The sequence below is a fragment of the Aquimonas sp. genome, from assembly GCF_044377145.1.
Lineage (GTDB): Bacteria > Pseudomonadota > Gammaproteobacteria > Xanthomonadales > Xanthomonadaceae > Aquimonas.
In genome coordinates, this window is record NZ_JBILJQ010000007.1 from 24,559 (window position 1) to 43,722 (window position 19,164).

At 68.4% G+C, this 19,164-nt stretch carries 10 protein-coding genes; 8 read left to right on the top strand and 2 right to left on the bottom strand.

The features are described from left to right. Window positions 1-62: 62 nt before the first annotated feature. From ACIQ7H_RS03800 to ACIQ7H_RS03815, 4 genes are all read left to right on the top strand, one after another. The gene (locus ACIQ7H_RS03800) at window positions 63-2,483 is read left to right on the top strand and encodes an ABC transporter permease (RefSeq protein ID WP_395788556.1); all 2,421 of its coding nucleotides are present in this window, start codon (window positions 63-65) and stop codon (window positions 2,481-2,483) included. Window positions 2,484-2,598: 115 nt separating this feature from the next. Then, window positions 2,599-3,276 (top strand): ABC transporter ATP-binding protein, encoded by a 678-nt coding sequence (locus tag ACIQ7H_RS03805; RefSeq protein WP_395788558.1) that lies wholly within the window; start codon window positions 2,599-2,601, stop codon window positions 3,274-3,276. A gap of 5 nt (window positions 3,277-3,281) precedes the next feature. Further along, window positions 3,282-4,673 carry a sigma-54-dependent transcriptional regulator gene (locus ACIQ7H_RS03810; RefSeq protein WP_395788560.1) on the top strand — a complete coding sequence of 464 codons (1,392 nt, stop codon included), beginning with the start codon at window positions 3,282-3,284 and terminating at the stop codon, window positions 4,671-4,673. Window positions 4,674-4,776: 103 nt separating this feature from the next. Further along, the gene (locus ACIQ7H_RS03815) at window positions 4,777-6,090 is read left to right on the top strand and encodes a sensor histidine kinase (protein ID WP_395788562.1); all 1,314 of its coding nucleotides are present in this window, start codon (window positions 4,777-4,779) and stop codon (window positions 6,088-6,090) included. Between the two features lie 137 nt (window positions 6,091-6,227). On the opposite strand, the gene ACIQ7H_RS03820 is transcribed toward ACIQ7H_RS03815, so the two are convergent. Continuing rightward, window positions 6,228-7,757: a hypothetical protein gene (locus tag ACIQ7H_RS03820; protein ID WP_395788564.1), complete on the bottom strand. Its 1,530-nt coding sequence runs from the start codon at window positions 7,755-7,757 to the stop codon at window positions 6,228-6,230. Window positions 7,758-8,144: 387 nt separating this feature from the next. Here ACIQ7H_RS03820 and ACIQ7H_RS03825 point away from each other — a divergent pair, with 387 nt between their 5' ends. The 4 genes from ACIQ7H_RS03825 (at window position 8,145) to ACIQ7H_RS03840 (ending at window position 17,199) form a co-directional block, all read left to right on the top strand. After that, window positions 8,145-13,496: a hypothetical protein gene (locus tag ACIQ7H_RS03825; protein ID WP_395788566.1), complete on the top strand. Its 5,352-nt coding sequence runs from the start codon at window positions 8,145-8,147 to the stop codon at window positions 13,494-13,496. A gap of 74 nt (window positions 13,497-13,570) precedes the next feature. Continuing rightward, window positions 13,571-15,175, top strand: a complete 1,605-nt coding sequence (locus ACIQ7H_RS03830; RefSeq protein ID WP_395788568.1) for a YncE family protein — start codon at window positions 13,571-13,573, stop codon at window positions 15,173-15,175. Next, entirely contained in the window at window positions 15,172-15,753 is a 582-nt protein-coding gene (locus tag ACIQ7H_RS03835; RefSeq protein ID WP_395788570.1) for an SCO family protein, read from the top strand. Before ACIQ7H_RS03830 ends, ACIQ7H_RS03835 begins: the two co-directional genes overlap by 4 nt. Before the next feature lie 42 nt (window positions 15,754-15,795). Continuing rightward, window positions 15,796-17,199 carry a c-type cytochrome gene (locus ACIQ7H_RS03840; RefSeq protein ID WP_395788572.1) on the top strand — a complete coding sequence of 468 codons (1,404 nt, stop codon included), beginning with the start codon at window positions 15,796-15,798 and terminating at the stop codon, window positions 17,197-17,199. Window positions 17,200-17,284: 85 nt separating this feature from the next. Here ACIQ7H_RS03840 and ACIQ7H_RS03845 read toward each other — a convergent pair whose 3' ends face one another. Beyond that, on the bottom strand, window positions 17,285-19,021 hold the full coding sequence (locus tag ACIQ7H_RS03845) for a diguanylate cyclase (protein WP_395788574.1): 1,737 nt from the start codon (window positions 19,019-19,021) through the stop codon (window positions 17,285-17,287). Window positions 19,022-19,164: the final 143 nt, after the last annotated feature.

Genomic DNA, 19,164 nt, shown 5'->3' on the forward strand with positions numbered 1-19,164 from the left:
GCGCCGGGCGGCTTCGTCGCTGTGGCGCAGACGCCGGCAGCGGTCTGCGCGGGGACCACGCCATGAGTTCGTCGGAATCGATGCTCAGCGCGCGCTTGGCCGAGCTGCGCATCGGGCTGCGCCGCTTGCTGCGCGCGCCGGGGTTCAGCCTGTCGGCGATCGGCATGCTCGCGCTGGGGATCGGCCTCAGTGTGGCCATGTACAGCGCGCTGAATGGCGTGCTGCTGAACAGCCTGCCACTGCGCGACAGCCATGCGGTGGTGGTGCTGCAGGCGCAGAACCTGTCGCAGGGCATCGAGCAGGCGCAGTTCACCACCCACGAGGCCGAGTCGCTGGCGGCCGCCACGCCGGGCTTCGCCGCTCTGGCCTACTACTGGTGGTACAGCGTCGGCGTGTTCGATGGCGAGCGCGCTCGCGATGTCACCGCGCACATGGTTGGCCCCGGCTACTTCGCCGCGCTCGGCGTCGAGCCGGTGATTGGCCGTCTGCTCAGCGATGAAGACATCCATCAGGACCGCCCCTACGCGCTGCTGTCCTTTGGCGAATGGCAGCGCCAGTTTGGCGGCTCGGCCGCGGTGATCGGCCAGCGCCTGGAGCTGATCGACGAAGCGCCGGTGGAAGTGATCGGCGTGCTGCCGCCGGAGATTGAAGTGTTCTCCGGTGAAACAGAACTGTGGCGGCCGCTGCCGGCGCGGATGCTGCCCACCGATGCGCTGCAGCGCTCGATGCGTGGCCTGCCGCTGATCGGCCGGCTGCAGCCGGGCACATCGATTGCCCAGGCCAATGCGGCACTCGACGCTCGCTTCCGCGCCTTGGCCGAGCAGCAGACTGCCGCCGAGGCCGGCTGGAGTGCGCAGGCACTGACCCTGCTCGATGTGCTGGTCGGCGACACGCGCAGTGCACTGTGGGGCGCGTTTCTGCTCGCCCTGCTGGTGCTGCTGATCGCGGCGGCCAATCTCGCCCTGATGCTGGACGCGCGTCAGCTCGCGCGGCGCCGCGAACTGGCGGTGATGCAGGCGCTCGGCGCAAGCCCCGCGCGGCTGCGGCGCGAGCTGTTGATCGAGCTGGCCGCGGTATCCGCACTGGCCGTGCTGGCCGGCAGCGCGATTGCGTGGGCGGCGGTCGAGCTGCTGCGCGAGCTGGCGCGCGACAGCCTGGCCCGGGTCGATGGCATTCAGCTCGACGGCGCCTCGCTCGGCTTTGCCGTGCTGCTTGGTCTGGCGGTGCCGGTGCTTGCCGCCCTGGTTGGATCGCTGAAGCCTGGCGCCGGCAGCGCCGACGCGATCCGCGCCGGTGGCCGCGGCATGCTCGGCGCGGGCGGACGCCGTCGTTGGCTGCCCGCGCTGGCGCTGGCCCTGTCGACGGTGAGCCTGGTGGCAGCGTTCAATCTGGTCGGTGGCCTGTGGCGGTTGAATCAGGTCGAGCCCGGCTACGCCAGCGCGAACGTGCATGCGATGCAGTTCTTCCGCACCGGCAACGAAGCCTTCGTGCCGTTCACCGAACGCCTGATGGAGTCGCTCGCTGCGATACCCGGTGTCGACCAGGTAGCGCTGACCAGCGCGGCACCGCTGTCGAGCATTGGCAGCGCCAGCGTGGACATCCGTCTGACCGGCGCGACCGCACCCAATCCGCTGCAGGCCGGGCTGCGGCGGGTGTCGCCGGGCTATCGCGCCCTGCTCGACATTCCGCTGCTGGGCGGGCGCGACTTTAATGCGGGCGATCGCCACCGCACCCAGCCGGTGGCCCTGCTCAGCCAGTCGGCGGCGCGGCGACTGTTCGGCGACGCCGATCCGATCGGGCGCCAGCTCAGCCTGCCGATCCAGGGCGACAGCCCGATCGTGCACGAGGTGGTCGGGGTGATCGCCGACATCCGCAACGATGGCCTGCGCCTGCCGCCGGCGCCGGAAGTGCTGGTGCCGTTCGCGCAGTCGCCGAGGGTGGGCATGACCTTCCTCGCCCGCAGCCGCAGCGCGCTGCCGGAACTGGGCGCGCAGATGCAGGCACAGCTGCATGCGCTGGATCCGCGTCAGCCGGTGACCCGACAGTTCGTGCTGGATGCGGCGATCGCCGACGAGCTCAAGCCTGCGCGCTTCTTTGCGCTGACAGTCGGCGCCTTTGCGGCAGTGGCCCTGGTGTTGGCGGTGCTCGGCGTGTACGCCGTCGCCTCCCTGCAGCAGCGGCGGCGAGTGGCCGAGTTCGGTCTGCGGCTGGCAGTGGGAGCACGCCCTGGCCAACTCGCGGCCAGCGCATTGCGCGAAAGCGCGATCGGCAGCGTGGTCGGCGTCGCCGTCGGTGGCGCCCTGGTGTTCGCCCTGCTCAAACTGGCCGACCTGCGCGCGCTGGGAATTGAAGGCGAGGTCGCGCCGCAGGTGCTGATCGGCGGCATCGCGGCGATGGTGCTGGCGGCGCTGCTGGCCGCTGCGGTGCCTGCGCTGCGCGCCGCGCGGACGGCGCCGCTGCAGGCGCTGCGCAATGATCAATAGCCGATCCAAGGGTTCGACCGTGCCACAGCTCTGGTACGGACGTCACCTGGCGTCCGCGACTGCGCCGCGCCCGGATACTCGATCCTAACCGTGACCTGAAGAGTGAGTGATTGCCGTGATCGAGCTAGAACACATCGAGAAATCCTTTCCGCTGGCGGCGGCTCGCCACTACGTGCTGCGCAAGGTCAGCCTGAACATCGCCGAGGGTGATTTCCTTTCGATCATGGGCCCGTCGGGCTCGGGCAAGACCAGCCTGCTGTCGGTGCTGGGCCTGCTGGATGCCGACTGGAGCGGCAGCTACCGCTTCGATGGCGTCGACCTGTCGATGCTGAAGGAGCGCGCGCGCAAGGATTTCGCGCGCCGACATATCGGCTTCGTGTTCCAGCACTACCACCTGCTGGACGATCTCACCGTGGCCGAAAATCTCGATCTGCCGCTGTCGTATCGCAATGTGCGCGGGCCCGAGCGGCAGGCGCGGGTAGCCGAGTTGCTGGACCGCTTCGGCATCGTCGCCAAGAAGGATCTGTACCCGCGTCAGCTGTCGGGCGGGCAGCAGCAGATGGTGGCGGTGGCGCGCGCGCTGATAACGCGGCCGCGCCTGCTGCTGTGCGACGAGCCGACCGGCGCCCTGCATTCCAGCCAGGGCGAAGTAGTCATGGATCTGCTGTGCGAGTTGAATCGCGAAGGCACCACGATCGTGCAGGTCACCCATAACCCGGACTACGCCGCCCGCGGCAGCCGCCAGGTCGAGCTGTTCGACGGCTGGCTGAAGCAGCCGCTGCCGGTACAGTAGCGCCCATGTCGACCGCCCCCGCCCGAATCCTGATTGCCGATGACCAGGCCGATGTGCTCAGCGCATTGCGCCTGCTGCTGAAATCCGAAGGCCACGCCTGCGTGACGGTCGAAGGCCCGGCGGAAGCGCTCGACCGCGCGCGGCGCGAGAGTTTCGACGCGGCCCTGATCGACCTCAACTACACCCGCGACACCACCTCGGGCGAAGAGGGCCTGGCCCTGCTGGCCGAGTTGAAGCGGGCCTCGCCGGAGCTGCCCGTGGTGGTGATGACCGCTTGGGGCAATATCGATCTGGCGGTCCGGGCGATGCGCGACGGCGCTGCCGACTTCATCGAGAAACCCTGGGACAACCGCCGTCTGCTGAGTGTGCTGGGCAGCCAGATCGCGCTGGCCCATAGCCAGCGCCGCGCACGCCGGCTGGAGAGCGAGAACCGGCTGCTGCGCGAAGGCGAAGGGGTCGAGCCTTTTGTCGCCGAGGCCGCGTCGATGCGGCCGGTGCTGGACCTGCTCGGCCGCGTCGCGCCGTCGGATGCCAACGTGCTGATCCTCGGCGAGAACGGCACCGGCAAGGGCCTGCTTGCGCGCGAACTGCACCGGCGCTCACGTCGCGCCGCGCAGAGTCTGGTCAAGGTCAATATGGGCGGCATCGCCGAGACCGTGTTCGAGTCGGAAATGTTCGGCCACGTGCGCGGTGCGTTCACCGATGCCAAGGTCGATCGCATCGGCCGCTTCGAACTCGCCGACGGTGGGACCCTGTTTCTGGACGAGATCGCCAACATCCCGCCCAGCCAGCAGCCCAAGCTGCTGCGCGTGCTGGAGGACGGCGAGCTGGAGCGCGTTGGCTCCTCGCGCACGCTCAAGGTGGATGTGCGCCTGGTCTCGGCCACCAATGCCGACCTGCCGGCCGAGGTGGCGGCAGGGCGTTTTCGCAAGGACCTGTTGTATCGCCTGAACACGGTCGAGCTGCGGCTGCCTCCGCTGCGCGAGCGGCGCGAGGACATCGCCCCGATGGCGCGCGACTTCCTCGCCCGCGCCGGCGCCCGCTACCAGCGCACGGGCCTGCGTTTCGCGCCCTCGGCCCTGCGTGCTCTGGAGCAGCATCACTGGCCCGGCAATGTGCGCGAGCTTGCGCACGTGGTCGAGCGCGCGGTGCTGATGGCGCGCGGCGATCTGCTGGAGCAGCTCGATCTCGGTGTCGAAGCCGAGCCTGTCGTCGCCGCCGCCAGCGGGCTGCCGGCGCCGGGCAGCATGACCTTGGAGCAGGCCGAGCAAGCAATGATCCGCAACGCCTTGGACCAGTGCCGCGGCAATATCCAGCGCGCCGCCGAACTGCTCGGCTTGAGCCGCGGCGCGCTGTACCGGCGACTGGAGAAGTACGGGCTGGCGGTCGAGGAATGAGCGCGGTGGTTGTTGGCACGCTGCCGCCTCAGGTCACCGCGGTCGCGGCGTTTCTCCGCAAGCGCTCCGGACTCACGCTGGCCGCGCGCGCGCTGGCGAAATCGTGCTGAAGCTGAACTTCGAGCGGCGCCTGTTGCTCGACATCGGCCTGGTGCTGCTGCCCCTGCTCAGCGTGCTGTCGGCCGTGCTGCTGTGGCCCGAGTTGGCCGAGCGGCTGGTCGGCGGGCTGGTCAGCGTGGCCTTGATCGCCAGCCTGTTGCTGGCCTTGCGCCTGCGCCGACGCGTGATCTATCCGCTGTACACCCTGTCCAACCTGCTGGAGGCCTTGCGTGAGGGGGACTTCAGCCTGCGTGGCTCGCGTGCGCAGCGCGGGGATGCGATCGGCGATGTGATCTGGGAGGTCAACGCGCTGTCGGCGACCCTGCGCGATCAGCGCCTGCGGGTGGAGGAATCCAGTGCCCTGCTGGGCAAGGTCATCGAGGCGATCGACATCGCCCTGTTCAGCTTCGACGCCGATGCGCGCCTGCAACTGGTCAACCAGGCCGGCCTGCGCCTGCTGCAGCTGAATGCGAGCACGGCACGCGGCCGCAGCGCACAGGAACTCGGGCTGGACGACTGCCTGCAGGTGCAGGGTGCGGCCCTGCTCAAGCGTGGCTTCGCCGCGGTGTCCGGCAGCTTCGACGTGCGTCGGTTCCGCTTTCGCTCCGGCGGGCGCCCGCAGGATCTGCTGGTGATCACCGATCTATCGCGCGCCCTGCGCGAGGAGGAGCGGCAGGCCTGGCAGCGCCTGATCCGCGTATTGGGGCATGAGCTGAACAATTCGTTGGCGCCAATCAAATCGATGTCCGGCACCTTGGCCAGCGTGATTGGCCGCGAGCCGCTGCCCGAGGATTGGCGCGAGGACGTGCACGCCGGGCTACGGGTGATCGGTGACCGCGCCGAGGCGTTGAACCGTTTCATGATCGGCTACGCCTCGCTGGCGCGGCTGCCGCCTCCGCGGCGCCGCAGCGTGGCGCTGGCGCCCTTGATGCGCCAGGCCGCAGCGCTGGAGCAGCGGCTGGCCGTGCAGGTCGGCGAGGTGCCGGACTTGCAGTTGGCGGTCGACCCCGATCAGCTGGAACAGGCGCTGATCAACCTGATCAAGAATGCCGCCGATGCCGCCCTGGTCGAGCGCGGCGGGGTGCAGCTGCAGGCGTCCCAAACGGGCGACTGGCTGCAGATCGATGTGCTCGACGACGGCCTTGGGCTGTCGGGCAGCGACAACCTGTTCGTTCCCTTCTTCACGACCAAGCCCGGCGGCTCGGGCATCGGCCTGGTGCTGGCGCGGCAGATCATCGAAGGCCATGGCGGTCGGCTGAGCCTGAGCAATCGCGAAGATGTACGGGGCTGTCGAGCGCGGATCGAGCTGCCGCTTTGAGCTGGGAATCGGGAATCGGGAATCGTCAGCAGCGCTGCCGCGAGCGTGCGGGGCGTGGCAACGCTTGGTGAGTTTTGAGAGCCGTTGACGCGTGCCGCCGGCCTTTCTTGGCCGGCGGTCGCGGATAAGCAGGTGGGTCAGTTGCTCGGTGTGGCGGCGGGCGGCGCGACCGCATTCTGCGGAATCGCCCAGGAGAAATCGGTCTTGGTGAAGTCAGCGAAGCAGGTCTGGCTGCCGGGCGGTGTCGACTCCGTGCACGCGTTCGAGTTGAAGTCGATCGGTGCGGTGTAGGTGGCCGGATAGTTCATGGTCGGCAGTGCGGGCGGGCTGCCCGCGATCGGCGAACCGACCGTGGCGGTGCCGTGGCAGCTCACGCAGTTGCTCGACTGCCCGGCCGGGATGCCGCTGGAGGTCTCCAGGAAGGGATTGAAGCAGACCACCATGTCGGAGGACGCATTGCCTTGGGTCTGGTTCCAGGCCGTGCACATGGCGTAGTTGCGCCACGGACCCTGCACATTGGCGGTCATGCCCTGCTTGCTGCCGGGGAAGTTGTTGGGGGTGTCCTCACCGGGCTGCCACCAGAAGGTTTCCCAGGTCCAGTTGACGATCGTCTTGCTGTTGACGTGCATGCCGACCAGCACGCCGTAGTCGCCGGCGGCCGCCCGCAACTTCTGGCCGCCATCGCCGGAGCTGCCAACCAGCGTGTTCCAGTCCGCGGCTTCGGCGGCGTCCATCTCGAAGCTGTAGATGGTCGACAGCGGTGCGTACAGATACGTTTTGCAGGCCATGGTCGAGCCGGGGACGATCTGCGCGATCTGCTCGGGCGTCGCGGCCACTGGCACTGTGTCGGGCCCAGCGGTGTTGGCCGGATCGACCAGTACGCAGTTGAACCACGAATCGGGCACCGCGTTGGCGGGCGTGGTCGAGAAGTCGGGGCCCATCCAGAGCGGAATCGGCGTCAGGCCCTGCGCCTTGACCACGAAGATCACCGGCTTGGTTTCCATCGCCGCCGAACCCGGCACGCCGTTCGAGTCCGGTGTGTAGGGTGCATCCACCACTTTGCGATCGCCGACCGCAGTGCCGGCTGGCCAGGCCGCATTGAGATTGGCCAGGTCCTGCATCGAGGTGTATCGGTAGCTGCCGCCCGGGCCCGCCTGAGCGGTCGCCAGGTATGACGCCATCGCCGGGTTGAACTTGTTGAAGGCCACCACCTGCCCGTCGCTGGGCACGGGTGCGCCTGCCTTCAGTGCCGCATGGCCAATCTGGCTGGCCAGCTCGAAGCCACGCGGCGGCCGGGCGAGGCTGCCGCAGCCCGTGGAGGAGAACACTTCAGCATCGCCGCACCAGGTTTCCCAGATCGGCAGCGAGCTGCCGTTCCACTGCTGACCGGAGTCGCTGGTCATGCCGGCCCACAGATTCCACGCTGCGGTCTGGATGTTTCCGATCTGCCAATCATCGGCCCAGCTCTGGAACTCGGCGCGATCGCCGGGATAGCCGAAGCCGGGCGGGATGTCTTTGGCGACGATGCCGGCCGGTGGTGGTGGCGGAGCCGTGGGTGGTGCGGGCGCGGGCGTGGGTGCCGGTGCTGCCGGCGGCGGCGGCGTTTCTGCCGTGCAGGCAGCCAGCATCAGCGCGGCGGGCAGCAGCGCGAGCAATCGAGTCTTCATGGGATCTCCTGCTTGTAGCGTGGTGGGACGGGAAGCGCGAACGCCCGGTCCATGCGCGGCTCTCCCCGGAAGCCGCGCCCGCCTGTGTGGCGGTAGGCGCACCGAGGATAGGCAATTCGTCGACTGAATCACAATACGTTGACGCAGCTGTCCAGCGCGGCAGCAGAGGCGCCGCGCTCGTGTGCCCGTCAGATCTGACAGGTTCCGCGTCTGAGGGCTTGGCGGATACTCGGCCGAACCACAGCGGGGGCTGTGGCGGTGGCAGAACTCGGGAGAACCCAGTCCGCGCTGGCGCTGCGGGCGGATGCTGCCGGGTCGACCTGCCGAGGTTCGAGAGGGTTTTCTATCCGGCCGTGGGCAGGGCCGATCATGCGACGAGGGGATCGTATGGACACTCAGCAAGCGAAATTCAGGCTTACGGCAGCAGGGCTGCTCGCGACGATGCTGCTGGCCGTCGCGCCGGCACTGTTCGCGGCGCAGCTTGAAGTCCTCGGCGCGCAGACCGCGCGTGGAGTGGGCGATCGGGTCATCCGCGTCGATCTGGTCGCGCTGCAAGTCACGGTGCCGAACAATCGACTGGGTGCGCAGATGGAGGGCGCGCAGATCTACGCGCTGGCGCGCGACGTCGAGCCCATCAGCAGCAAGGCGGATGCGTCCGCGCAGCAGGGCCCGGCAGATGCCTCGGCCTTGCAGCCAGGTGCCGTGCAGGTGCGCAGCTACAAGCGCCCCCGGCCGCTGGTGCTGCGGGCGAACCTGGGCGACATCCTTGAGATCCACTTCCGCAACCTGCTGCCGACCGGCACGCCGGGCCCGAGCGGCAGCGATGCCGGCGTGCAGATTCTCGGCCTCGATTGGCTGGACGCTGACAACGGCACCCGCATCGCGCCGGGCGCTGAGCACGTGTATCGCTTCCTGGCGAACGAGGAAGGCGTATTCATGCTGTTCTCGCCGAACGGCAAGTCGATTCCCGCCAGCCAGGCCGACTACTACCTGTTCGGCGCAGTCAATGTGCAGCCGCGCGAGGCCGAGTGGTATCGCAGCCAGGTCACCCGCGAAGACCTCAGGCTGGCCACGTATCAGGTGTCGACGCGCTTCATGCGGCGCTATTGGGACGCGCGCGGTGAGGGCATCTGCCGGCAGTACCTCGGCAGCGAGGCCACCGGCCTGCCGGCGGGCATGCAGCTGCGCCGACAGTCGCTGCGCGAGGGCAATCGCTGGTACTGCCCTGAGCCCGGTGTCGAGACCGGCTGGGAGCTGATGTATCCCCTGCAGCCGGCGCAGAGCACCGAGAAGACTGTGGTGGTGCGTATCGGCAGCGATGGCCTGCTGCGCACGCAGACCCGGCAGCCGGTGGTCGACTATCAGGCGGTGTATCCACAGGGCCATCCGCGGCGGGGATCGCCGATCCTCAACATGCTGGCGCGCTCGCGCGTCGACGGTAGCTATGAGATCGCGCACAGCGATCTGACCGCGATGATCACCGGCCCGGGCACCGGCAGCTTTCCGTACTACTTGAACAGCCCGAGCTTCCGCTTGAATCCGGCGACGCCGAACCGGCGCCATCCGTACCGCGAGTTCACCGTTGCGTATCACATCTCGCCCAATACGGCCCAGGCCTTCGAGGCCTTCAACACGGGCCCGCTGGTCAACACGCTGGCCGCCGGTGCCGATGCCTTCGGGCTGAACTACGGCATCACCGGCATCGGGTCGGCGATCTATGCCAACCGCACCGGCCGCGGTCCGATGGGGATCAATGGCGATGGCGTCGACCTGTTGTTCGAGGAATTCTTCCTGAGCTCATGGGCGATCGGTGATCCGGCGGTGCTGGTCGACGTGCCGGCCAACGATCCGCAGGGGCGTCGCGCCACCCGCGCCTACTACCCGGATGATCCGTCCAACGTCTACCACAGCTACATGCGCGACCGGGTCAAGATGCGCGTGTTGAACGCAGGCTCGGTGGCGCCGCATGTGCATCACCAGCATGCGCACCAGTGGCTGCATTCGCCGGACAGCGCCGATAGCCATTATCTGGACAGCCAGATGATCAACCCGGGCTCCACCTACACCCTGGAGATGACCTACAACGGCAGCGGAAACCGCAACCTGACGGTCGGCGACTCGATCTTCCACTGTCACATCTACCCGCATTTCGCGCAGGGCATGTGGGGACTGTGGCGCGTGCACGATGTGTTCGAAGAAGGCACCGAGCTTGATGCCGAAGGCCGTCCGGTGCCCGGCGCCCGCGCCTTGCCCGACGGCGAGATCGTGGCTGGCACGCCGATCCCCGCACTGGTACCGATGCCCACCCTGGGCATGGCGCCGATGCCGGCGCCGGTGCGCCTGGTCGACAACGGCCGTCGCATTGAAGTGCTGCCCAGCCGAGTCGATGCTCGTGGCGAGCCGGAATACATCAACCCCGGTTTCCCGTTCTTCGTGCCGGGCGTGGCCGGCCATCGCGCGCCGCATCCGCCGATGGATTTCGCCTGGCGCGAGACCGCCGAGGGCGAGCCCCTGCTGTATGCCGAGGCCGCGGCGCCGCCGTTCCGCAAGCCCGGTGATCGCGTCTACCTCGATGGCGGGCTGCCGCGTCATCTGGTGCTCGGCGGCGAGACCGCTCGCGAGTACCACTCGCGCTGGGATTTCAGCAAGGACATCGCCCTGTACGACGACGCCGGCAAGCTGGTGGCCGGCAAGCTGCTGGCGATGGAGCTGCCGGAGCAGGGCACGCCAGTTGAACGCGCGGCGATGGCCGCGCATGCGACCCGCACCCACGCCACCCATCTGCCCGACGGCATGCCGGGCAACTTCACCTTGAACGGCCTGCCGCCGGTGCCCGGCGCGCCGTATGCGGCGCCGGATGTCGACGACGACGGCAACTCGACCTTCGAGGTGCGCCGCTACAAGGCGGCGGTGGTGCAGCGCGATGTGGTGTTCAACAAGCAGGGCTGGCACTACCCGCAGCAGCGCTTCATCACCCTGCTGGAAGACGTCAAACCCACCGTGGACGGCAGCCGGCCGCCTGAGCCGTTCTTCTTCCGCGCCAACACCGGCGAGACGGTGGAGTTCTGGCACACCAATCTCGTTCCGAAGTATTACGAGCTGGATGACTTCCAGGTGCGCACGCCGACCGACATCCTCGGCCAGCACATCCATCTGGTGAAGTTCGACGTCACTTCCTCGGATGGCGCCGGCAACGGTTTCAACTACGAGGACGGCACCTTCAGCCCCGACGAGGTGCGCGAGCGCATCGACACCATCAACGCCGCCGGTGGCCTCTATCACTTCGACCCCCGCGTGCAGGGAAAGGGCCAGCAGAGGACGCAGCTGGAGGTGACGCCCTACCAGGAATCCTATGGCACGGTGCTGGGCGACCCGCCCGCCGGACAGGACTGGAACGGCGCGCAAACCACGGTGCAACGTTACGCGACCGACGAACTGCTGAATCTGCAGGGCGAGGACCGCACCCTGCGCACCGTGTTCACCCACGATCACTTCGGCCCCTCGACCCATCAGCAGGTCGGCCTGTACGGCGCGATGCTGGTGGAGCCGCAGGGCTCGACCTGGAAGAACGCGGTCACCGGCTGCCCGATGCCGGACCCCGATGGCGTCTGCGCCAAGCGCGAGGACGGCGGGCCGACCAGCTGGCAGGCGGTGATCGAAACCCATGACAGCCTGCAGAGCTACCGCGAATTCGCGCTCGCCGTGGCCGACATGCAGTTGGCCTATACGCCGGACAGCCCCAGCGAACCGGGGCGACCGGCCGGCGCCTGGTTCACGACCGCCAGCGCGGACTTCCCAGCGCAGCTTGATCGCGGCGTGATGCCTGCGGGGCTGTCCGAGGTGTTCACCGCACAGGGCGCGGTTTTGCCGCCCGGGACACAGGTGACGGTCACCACGCCGGGCGAGTCCTGGGTGGTGCAGCCGAACGCGGTGGATCAGTTCCAGCTGAGTCTCGACGGTTCGCAGCTGGCCGTGCACAACGCGACCTTGCCACTGGGCTGGTCGGCGCCCGCGCAGGCGATCTGGCCGCCCACGGCGCCTTCGCCGGCGAACGGCGTGGCGCCGTACCCGACCATCATTGCCGACCCGGGCGGCGGGGGCGATATCGGCCTGTGGACCACCAACTACCGCAACGAGCCGCTGGATGCGCGTATCCAGGGCCCTTCCGCTGCGGGCAGCGCAAGCACCAGCGATGCGCAGCGTGCCACCGACACGGCCTTCGCCTATGCCTCGATCGAGCGTCTTGCTCCGCGTCTGAACACTCAGCCCCAGCCCGGCAGCCCGATCGATGGCGGCGATAGCGGCTTCCGCTATCCCTCGCAGCCGCTGCTGCCGGAAGGGCCGGACGGCGTACAGCCGACCGATCCCTACACGCCCCTGCTGCGTGCCTATGCCGGCGACCGGGTGGAAGTACGCACGGTGGTCGGCGCGGTCGATTCACTGCACTCGTTCCGGGTGCAGGGCGCGCGCTGGTGGGCCGAGCCCAGCTATGAGAATTCCGGCTTCCGCGAAGTCCAGGGCATGGGCATCTCCGAGCACTTCGAGATGATCTTCACCCTGCCACCTGCGGGTGCCTCACCGGGCAATCCGCGTTTCGTCGACCAGCTTTACGCCGGCAGTGCGGCCACCCAGGGGCAGGCCAAGGGCAGCTGGGGCCTGTTGCGCAGCTACCAGCAGCCGGTGGCCGATCTGGTTGCGCTGAAGAGCAATCCGCCGGGGCAGCGCCCGATGCCGGACTTCTACCAGCCGCCCGCCGGCACTCAGGTACGCGAATTCGAGATCGAAGCGGTGCTGGCGGCAGACGGCAAGTCCTTGCACTACCAGATCGCCGGCCAGCCGCAGACGCCGCTGATCCTGCGGGCTGTCGCCGGTGACTGGATCCGCATCACCCTGCACAACCGGCTGGACCCGGCGGCGGTGGCCAAGTTGGGCACCCAGTTCACCGGCAATGCTGCCGGCAATGCTTCGTCGGCAACGATCCAGCCGTACGCCGCTTCGGCCAATGTCGGCCTGAACCCGATGCTGCTGTCCTACGACAGCGCCTCGGCCGCCGGGCTGAATGTCGGCTTCAACAGTTCTGAGGCCGGCCAGACGGTGCCGCCCGGCGAGAGCCGCAGCGTGCTGTGGTTTGCCGGTGAGATCCGGCTTCGCTCTGACGGTCAGCGGTCACTGGTGCCGGTCGAGTTCGGTGGCGTCAACCTGCTGCCGGCCGATCCGCTGCTGCAGTCGTCGTATGGGCTGTACGGTGCGCTGATCGTCGAGCCGATGGGCGCGACCTGGCATGCCGAAGACGCACATGCGCTGAGCGCGGTGATCCGCGATCCGAGCGGGCAGCCGATGTTCACCGAAGTCGTGGTCAGCGGCGCCCACACCGCCGCTGAAACCCAGGTGGCGGCGGGCAGCGAGGTCCGGCTGCGCGTGCTCAATCCCGGTGCAGGCTCGCCGGGCACGATGAGCGATAGCACCAACCTGATCGCCATCGAGGGCCACGGTTGGCCGGAGGAACCCTACCTGCTCGGCTCGCGCGTGATTGCCCGCAATCCGCTGAGCCAATGGATGGGCACCCAGCAGGTGACGCCGCTGGAAAGCTACACCTTGCTGTTGCCCAGCGCCGGCGGCGAAGCGGCCCTGCCGGGCCAGTACGGCTACTACTACTGGCCGAAGGGGCCATCTGTACCGACCCGGCTTGGCGTTCTCAAGGTGCAGGCGAAGGCTGCAACCGTTCCGGGAGCGCCGTGATCAGACCGGGCAGGGCTGTGTTTGCATGCATCGCCTTCGCTGGCCTGATCGCGCTCGGGCCGGCGGCTCGGGCCTTGGACCAGGTCCAACAGGCCGAGCAGCAGGGCGTGCGGATCGAACTGCACACCGCGCAGACTGCTGAAGCGACCCTGCAGGTCGCACTTGAGCTGCGCGATGCCACTGCCGGCACTGGCTTGAGTGGGCTGCGACCGGCGGCGTGGCTGGTCAGTCGCGACCCGTCGGAAGCATCGGCTGAGCGTGATGCGGCGGGTTCGGAGCATTCGATATGCCGGCACAAGGCGCGCAGCCTGCTCGGTGGCAGCCTGTTTGCCCGGCCAGAACTCGACCTCAACGGCTATGAAGTATTGGTGCTCAACGAGGACGCCTCCTTGAGCGCGGTCGAGCCGAACTTCGGATTCGGCGGCGCGCGTGAGCTGGCCCATATCGATCTGCCGGCGCCCGCATTTGACTGGGTTCTGGACCGGCAACAGCGCCGTGTCTATCTGAGTCTGCCTGGCGCCGCACAGGTGGCCCGCCTCGACCTGCAGGACTGGTCGCTCGAAACGGTCGAGCTCGGCAAGCGACGTACCGGCGCTTTGCTGCTGGACGCCGATGAGCGGCATCTGTGGGTCGCCGTGGATGGCGGCGTGGTCGCGCTCCACGCGGCGACGTTGGAGGTTCGCGCGCAGATCGAGACCCATCCGGCCGAACTCGGGCCGCCGACCGAGCTGTTGAGTTCGACCGACGGACGACGCCTGGTCGTGGGCCATCGCGAGTCGCGCATGCTGGTGTTGATCGATGGCTTGAGCCGTCGCCTGCAGCGTCGGATCGAACTCGATACTCCTCCGCTGTCGGCGGCGTTTTCAGCGCTGGCCCAGCGTTTCTATCTGACCCTGGCGGCAGGCAGCGGTGTGGGCGACGGGATGCTGGTGTCCATCAGCGCGCGCCCCCCGCATCCGGTGATGCGCGTGCCCAGCCTGCCGGGTCCTGGCTTGATCCGCTTTGCGGGCGAAGGCCGTTACGGCCTGATCGTGCATCCGCAGCAGCAGCGGCTGTCGATCCTCGACAGCGCGCAGGATCAGATCGTGCAAAGCGCGCGTCTGGACGGCCAGCCCGACCAGATCGCGTTCTCCGATGAGCTGGCCTATCTGCGGCTGCGCGATCGCAGCCAGCTGCTGATGGTGCCGCTGGCCGCGATCGGTCAGGCCGGGCAGCCGATCCCGACCTTCGACACCGTCGGTGGCGATCGCGGATTTGTCGACGGCTTCCGCAGCGTGGCGGCGGCCGGCCTTGCGGCGGTGCCGAGCGGCGGAGCCATGCTGATCGCCAATCCGGGCGATCGCGCGGTGTACTTCTACAAGGAGGGGCTGGCCGCACCCATGGGCCAGTTCGGCACCAGCGACCGCTCCGCGCGCGCGGTGCTGGCGATCGATCGCAGCCTGCGCGAGCGGGAAGCCGCGGGCCGCTACGAAACCGTGGCGAAGCCCCCGGCCGCCGGTGAGTACGAACTGGTGCTGTTCGTCAATGCGCCGCGGATCGTCCAGTGCTTTCCCGTACGCATCGAGGGGGGATCGCCAGCCGCGGAGCGCGCAGCGCACCGCTCGCCGCGCTCCGCTCGAACATCCACTGCAGCAGCATCCATCGCGTCCGCCAGACCGCCCGCTCCGGAGAGTCCATGAAGTACCGCCCTTCTCTGTTGCTCGCCCTGCTGCTGGTCAGCCTGTCTGCGCCGCCTCTGCGCGCCGAAGAAGGCGCGACCGAAGCTCCGCCGCCCGCCCTGCAGCTGGATTTCCCCGATGTCGAGCTGGTCGATGCCTCGGGCCGCAGCCTGCGCTACTACCCCGAGTTGATTGCGGATCGGATCGTCGCCGTGCAGTTCATCTTCACCCGCTGCAAGTTCGTCTGCCCGCTGCTTGGCAGCCATTTCCGACGCGTACAGGAGCTGATCGGCGAACCCATCGGCGGGCCGGTGCGCCTGCTGTCGATCAGCGTCGATCCCTTGAACGACTCACCGGAACGCCTGCAGGCCTGGGCGCAGCAGCACCGTGCCGGACCGGGCTGGAGCCAACTCACCGGTGGCCGCAGCGAGATCGACACAGTATTGAAGGCACTCGGTGCTTACGCTGCTGATCGAGAGGATCACACCTCGTTCGTGCTGGTCGGCGATGCGCGCAGTGGCGACTGGCGGCGCATGGACGGCATGAGCGCTCCGCAGTCGATCGCCGATGAAATCTCGCGCCTGTTGGCGGCGCGCTAGTTGCGAGCCGTGGCTTGCACGCGCAAAGGGTGGTGGTCAGTCGTGTTGCTCAGCTGCTGGCTTGCGCCGTACGCCCACGCCGATGAGCCGGAACTGCGCACGCTGGGCGCCGCGGTGTTCGAGCGTGGCGAGATCGCCGCCGCCTCTTCGGTGACGCTCGGCGATGCGGAGATCGAGGTCGATGCGAAGCTGTTCGCCTGCGCGAACTGCCACGGCGCCGATGCCCGCGGGCGAATCGAGGGCGGTGTCGCCGCGCCACAGATCCTGTGGTCACATCTGCACAAGCCCTATCCGGTGCTCGGCGGCCGTTTTCGCTGGCGCCCGGGCTACAGCGAGGAGAGCTTCGCGCGCGCGCTGCAGCACGGCCTCGATCCCGCCGAACAGGTTCTGGCTTGGGCGATGCCGCGATATCGGCTGCAGGCCAATGAGGTGGCCGGCCTGCTTGCCTACCTGCGCGCGCTGGACGCGGGGGCGGCGACGATGGTGCAGATTGGAGTGCGTCTGCCGGTGGCCACGCATCCGGCGGCGCAGCAGCGCAACCAGGCGATGCGGGCGGTACTGGAGGCCTATGCCGCCGAGCTTGAGGTTCGCGGTGGCATCTATCACCGCAGAATCGAATGGCGGTTTCTCGAGCTCGATCAGCCCTTCGCCGAGCCCTTGCTGGCCGGCCTGGATCTGGCCCTGGACCCGGTCAACGCAGCACCCAAGCCCGCTGACCGGGTGCCGGTGATTGCGCTGTTCGCATCGGCCGGAGATTCGGAGTCTTCGCGGTATGCGCTCTACTCGGGAACAGACGCCCGGGCCGAGGCCTTGCGTCAGCATGCCCAGGCTCTGGGCGTCGAAGTCTGGCCGGCCGGCACCCAGCCTGCCTCGCTGCGATCACCCTCGGTCGCCCTGCTGCACGAGGGCAGTGCAACCCCGGCGCTGGCAGCGTGGCTTCAGACTCAGCCGGAGGATCGCGTTCTGCTTCTGACTCACTGGCTGGAGAGCGCGGCCCTGATCGAGCTTGCAGCGCGCTACCCGGGCTCCGTCCACGTGGCGGTGCCGCCCACCGTGGAGTTGGCGGGAAGCGCTGGCCGAGAGCTGTTCAGAAGGCTCGGCGCGCTTCGGCCACTGCCGCGTGAGCACGCGCTGGCCCAGCTGTGGACGCTGGCGGCCGCCCGCAGCCTGGGAGCCGTGCTGGAGGAGGCCGGCGGCGAGGTGCACAGCCAGCGCGTCAGCGCGATTCTGGAAACCTGGCATCGCCGCGATATCGGCCTCGGACCGGCGCTGAGTTTTTCGTCCGCACGCCGGATTGGCGCACCCGGTGCGGTCGTGCTGCAGCTGCGGCAGGGCAGGGTGCAGGGTTGGCACTGGGTCGATCTCGATCATCCACGTTCGCCCGGCTTGGCAATGCCACCGACGCACCAGACTCCACCTGGATCTGCACCTGAGGCGGGCGAATGACGCTCAGCACGAGCAGGAGAACCCGATCTGGCCGAACCCCGCTGCTGACGATTCCCGACGCCCGATGCCCCATTCCCCGCGCCAATCAAACCACCATCACCCGATTCTTGCCCGCATGCTTGGCCGCGTACATCGCCTTGTCTGCGCGCTCGATGACCTGCGCTGGGTCTTCATGGGCGTCGAAGTCGGTGACGCCCGCGCTGAAGGTCAGCAGCAGCTTGTGCGCATTGGCGAGGAAGAAGCGCTTGGTCAGCTCGCGCTGTAGCCGCACCACCACCGCTTGCGCTTCCTCCGCGCCGATGCCCGGCAGCAGCAGCACGAATTCCTCGCCGCCGTAGCGCACCACCGAATCATTGGCGCGCAAGGTGTCGCGCAGCACCGTGGTCAGGTGGCGCAGCACTTCATCGCCAACCAGGTGGCCGTGGGTGTCGTTGATCTCTTTGAAGTTGTCGACATCGAGCACGGCGACGCACAGGCGCGTGCCCATCCGCTGCATGCGCGAGATCTCACGCGCCAGTGCCTCGTCCAGGCCTTTGCGGTTGAGCGCACCGGTCAGCGGGTCGTGGCGTACCAGCTGGCTGGTCTCTTCCAGCTCGCGCCGCAGCACGACCATGCTTTGGTTGGCCGCCTCCACTCGCTCGCGCAGCACTACGAGTTCGCGCGCCGAGCGCGCTGCCGTATCGCGGGTCGCTTCGGTGTGGACGAGCAGCTCCTGCACCAGCCCGGCGAGCTGATCGAGGTGATCGGCTGCGGCGATCCGGCTCGCACAGTCGGCCAGCACATCGTGGTAGCCGGAGGTGCTGTCGGTGAGTTGGCCAAGTTGATCGATGAAGCCGCTCAGCATCAGCTTCAGGCGTTGCTGCGCATCGGCGATCTGGCGGGTCAGATCGCCCTGCTTCTCGATCACCTTGCGCAGGCGGCGGCCGACTTCCTCCAGCGCGCGTATGTCGAGCGCGCCGCCGAGTGCTTCGGACAGCAGGCTCATCTGGCCATGCAGCCAGTGATCTTCCACCACCAGCAGGCGGATGTTGTCGATGATCAGGCGCAGCAGCTCGATCAACGCTGCGCGCAGGCTGGCCTCCGACTCGCGCGCCAGCTCCAGACCTTCGCCCAGACGCTTGAGCTGCAGAATCAGTGTTGCCTCGTCAGCGGGCACGCTGCCCGCCATCAGGCGCTGGCTGAGCTCGCTGGCTTCTTCGGCCAAGGCTGGCTGCGCGGCCAGCATGGGCGCTACGCCGCTGCGCAGCAGGTTGCCCAACAGCGCGCTGAAGCCATCGCCCGGGTTCGGCGGTGGCGGAGCGCGGTAGCCACGTCGCCAGTCGCGCAGCAGAGCGTCCAGACGGCGGTGGATCTGGACCGACTCCAGCGGCAGTGCCAGCACCTGCAGCAAGGATTGCAGGCGTACCGAGCGCTCATTGATGGCGCGCTCGGAGTCGAGCTCGCGCAGCAGATCCAGCAGCAGGCTGGCCCAGGGCAGTTCGGTATCGAAGGCGTCCTGCAGCGCGCTGGACAAGCCATTGCGCAGGCTGGCCCAACTGCCGTGGGCGATGGCGCGCTCGAACTGGCGCGCGACCGCCAGCAGCGACGGATTGCCGCGCGGCAGCGCGTTGGCGACGCCGCGCAGGGCTTCGGCCGGGAAGACGTCGGGTGCTTCCTCGCCAACGATCTGCTGGTAGACGCGCTGGTAGTTCTCGGGCGTGGGCGGCAGGCGACGCGCAGCAAGCTGCTTGAGCGTCTCGCGCGCAATCTCCGACGGTGCCGCGCGGGGCGCGCCCGAGCTGCCAGAGCTGCCAGAGCCGGAATTGTTCGGGTCAGTAGGCATGCGGGCCGGGCCGGCGATGAACGCCAGAATCGTACACGCTTGCGCCCGCCATCGAGCGCCTGCTCGGAGCCGTGAGACCGCCCTTGCTGCGGACCTCAGCGGCAACGCTGACGCGCGCCGGGGTGGCGCCGGTTCCACTGGCG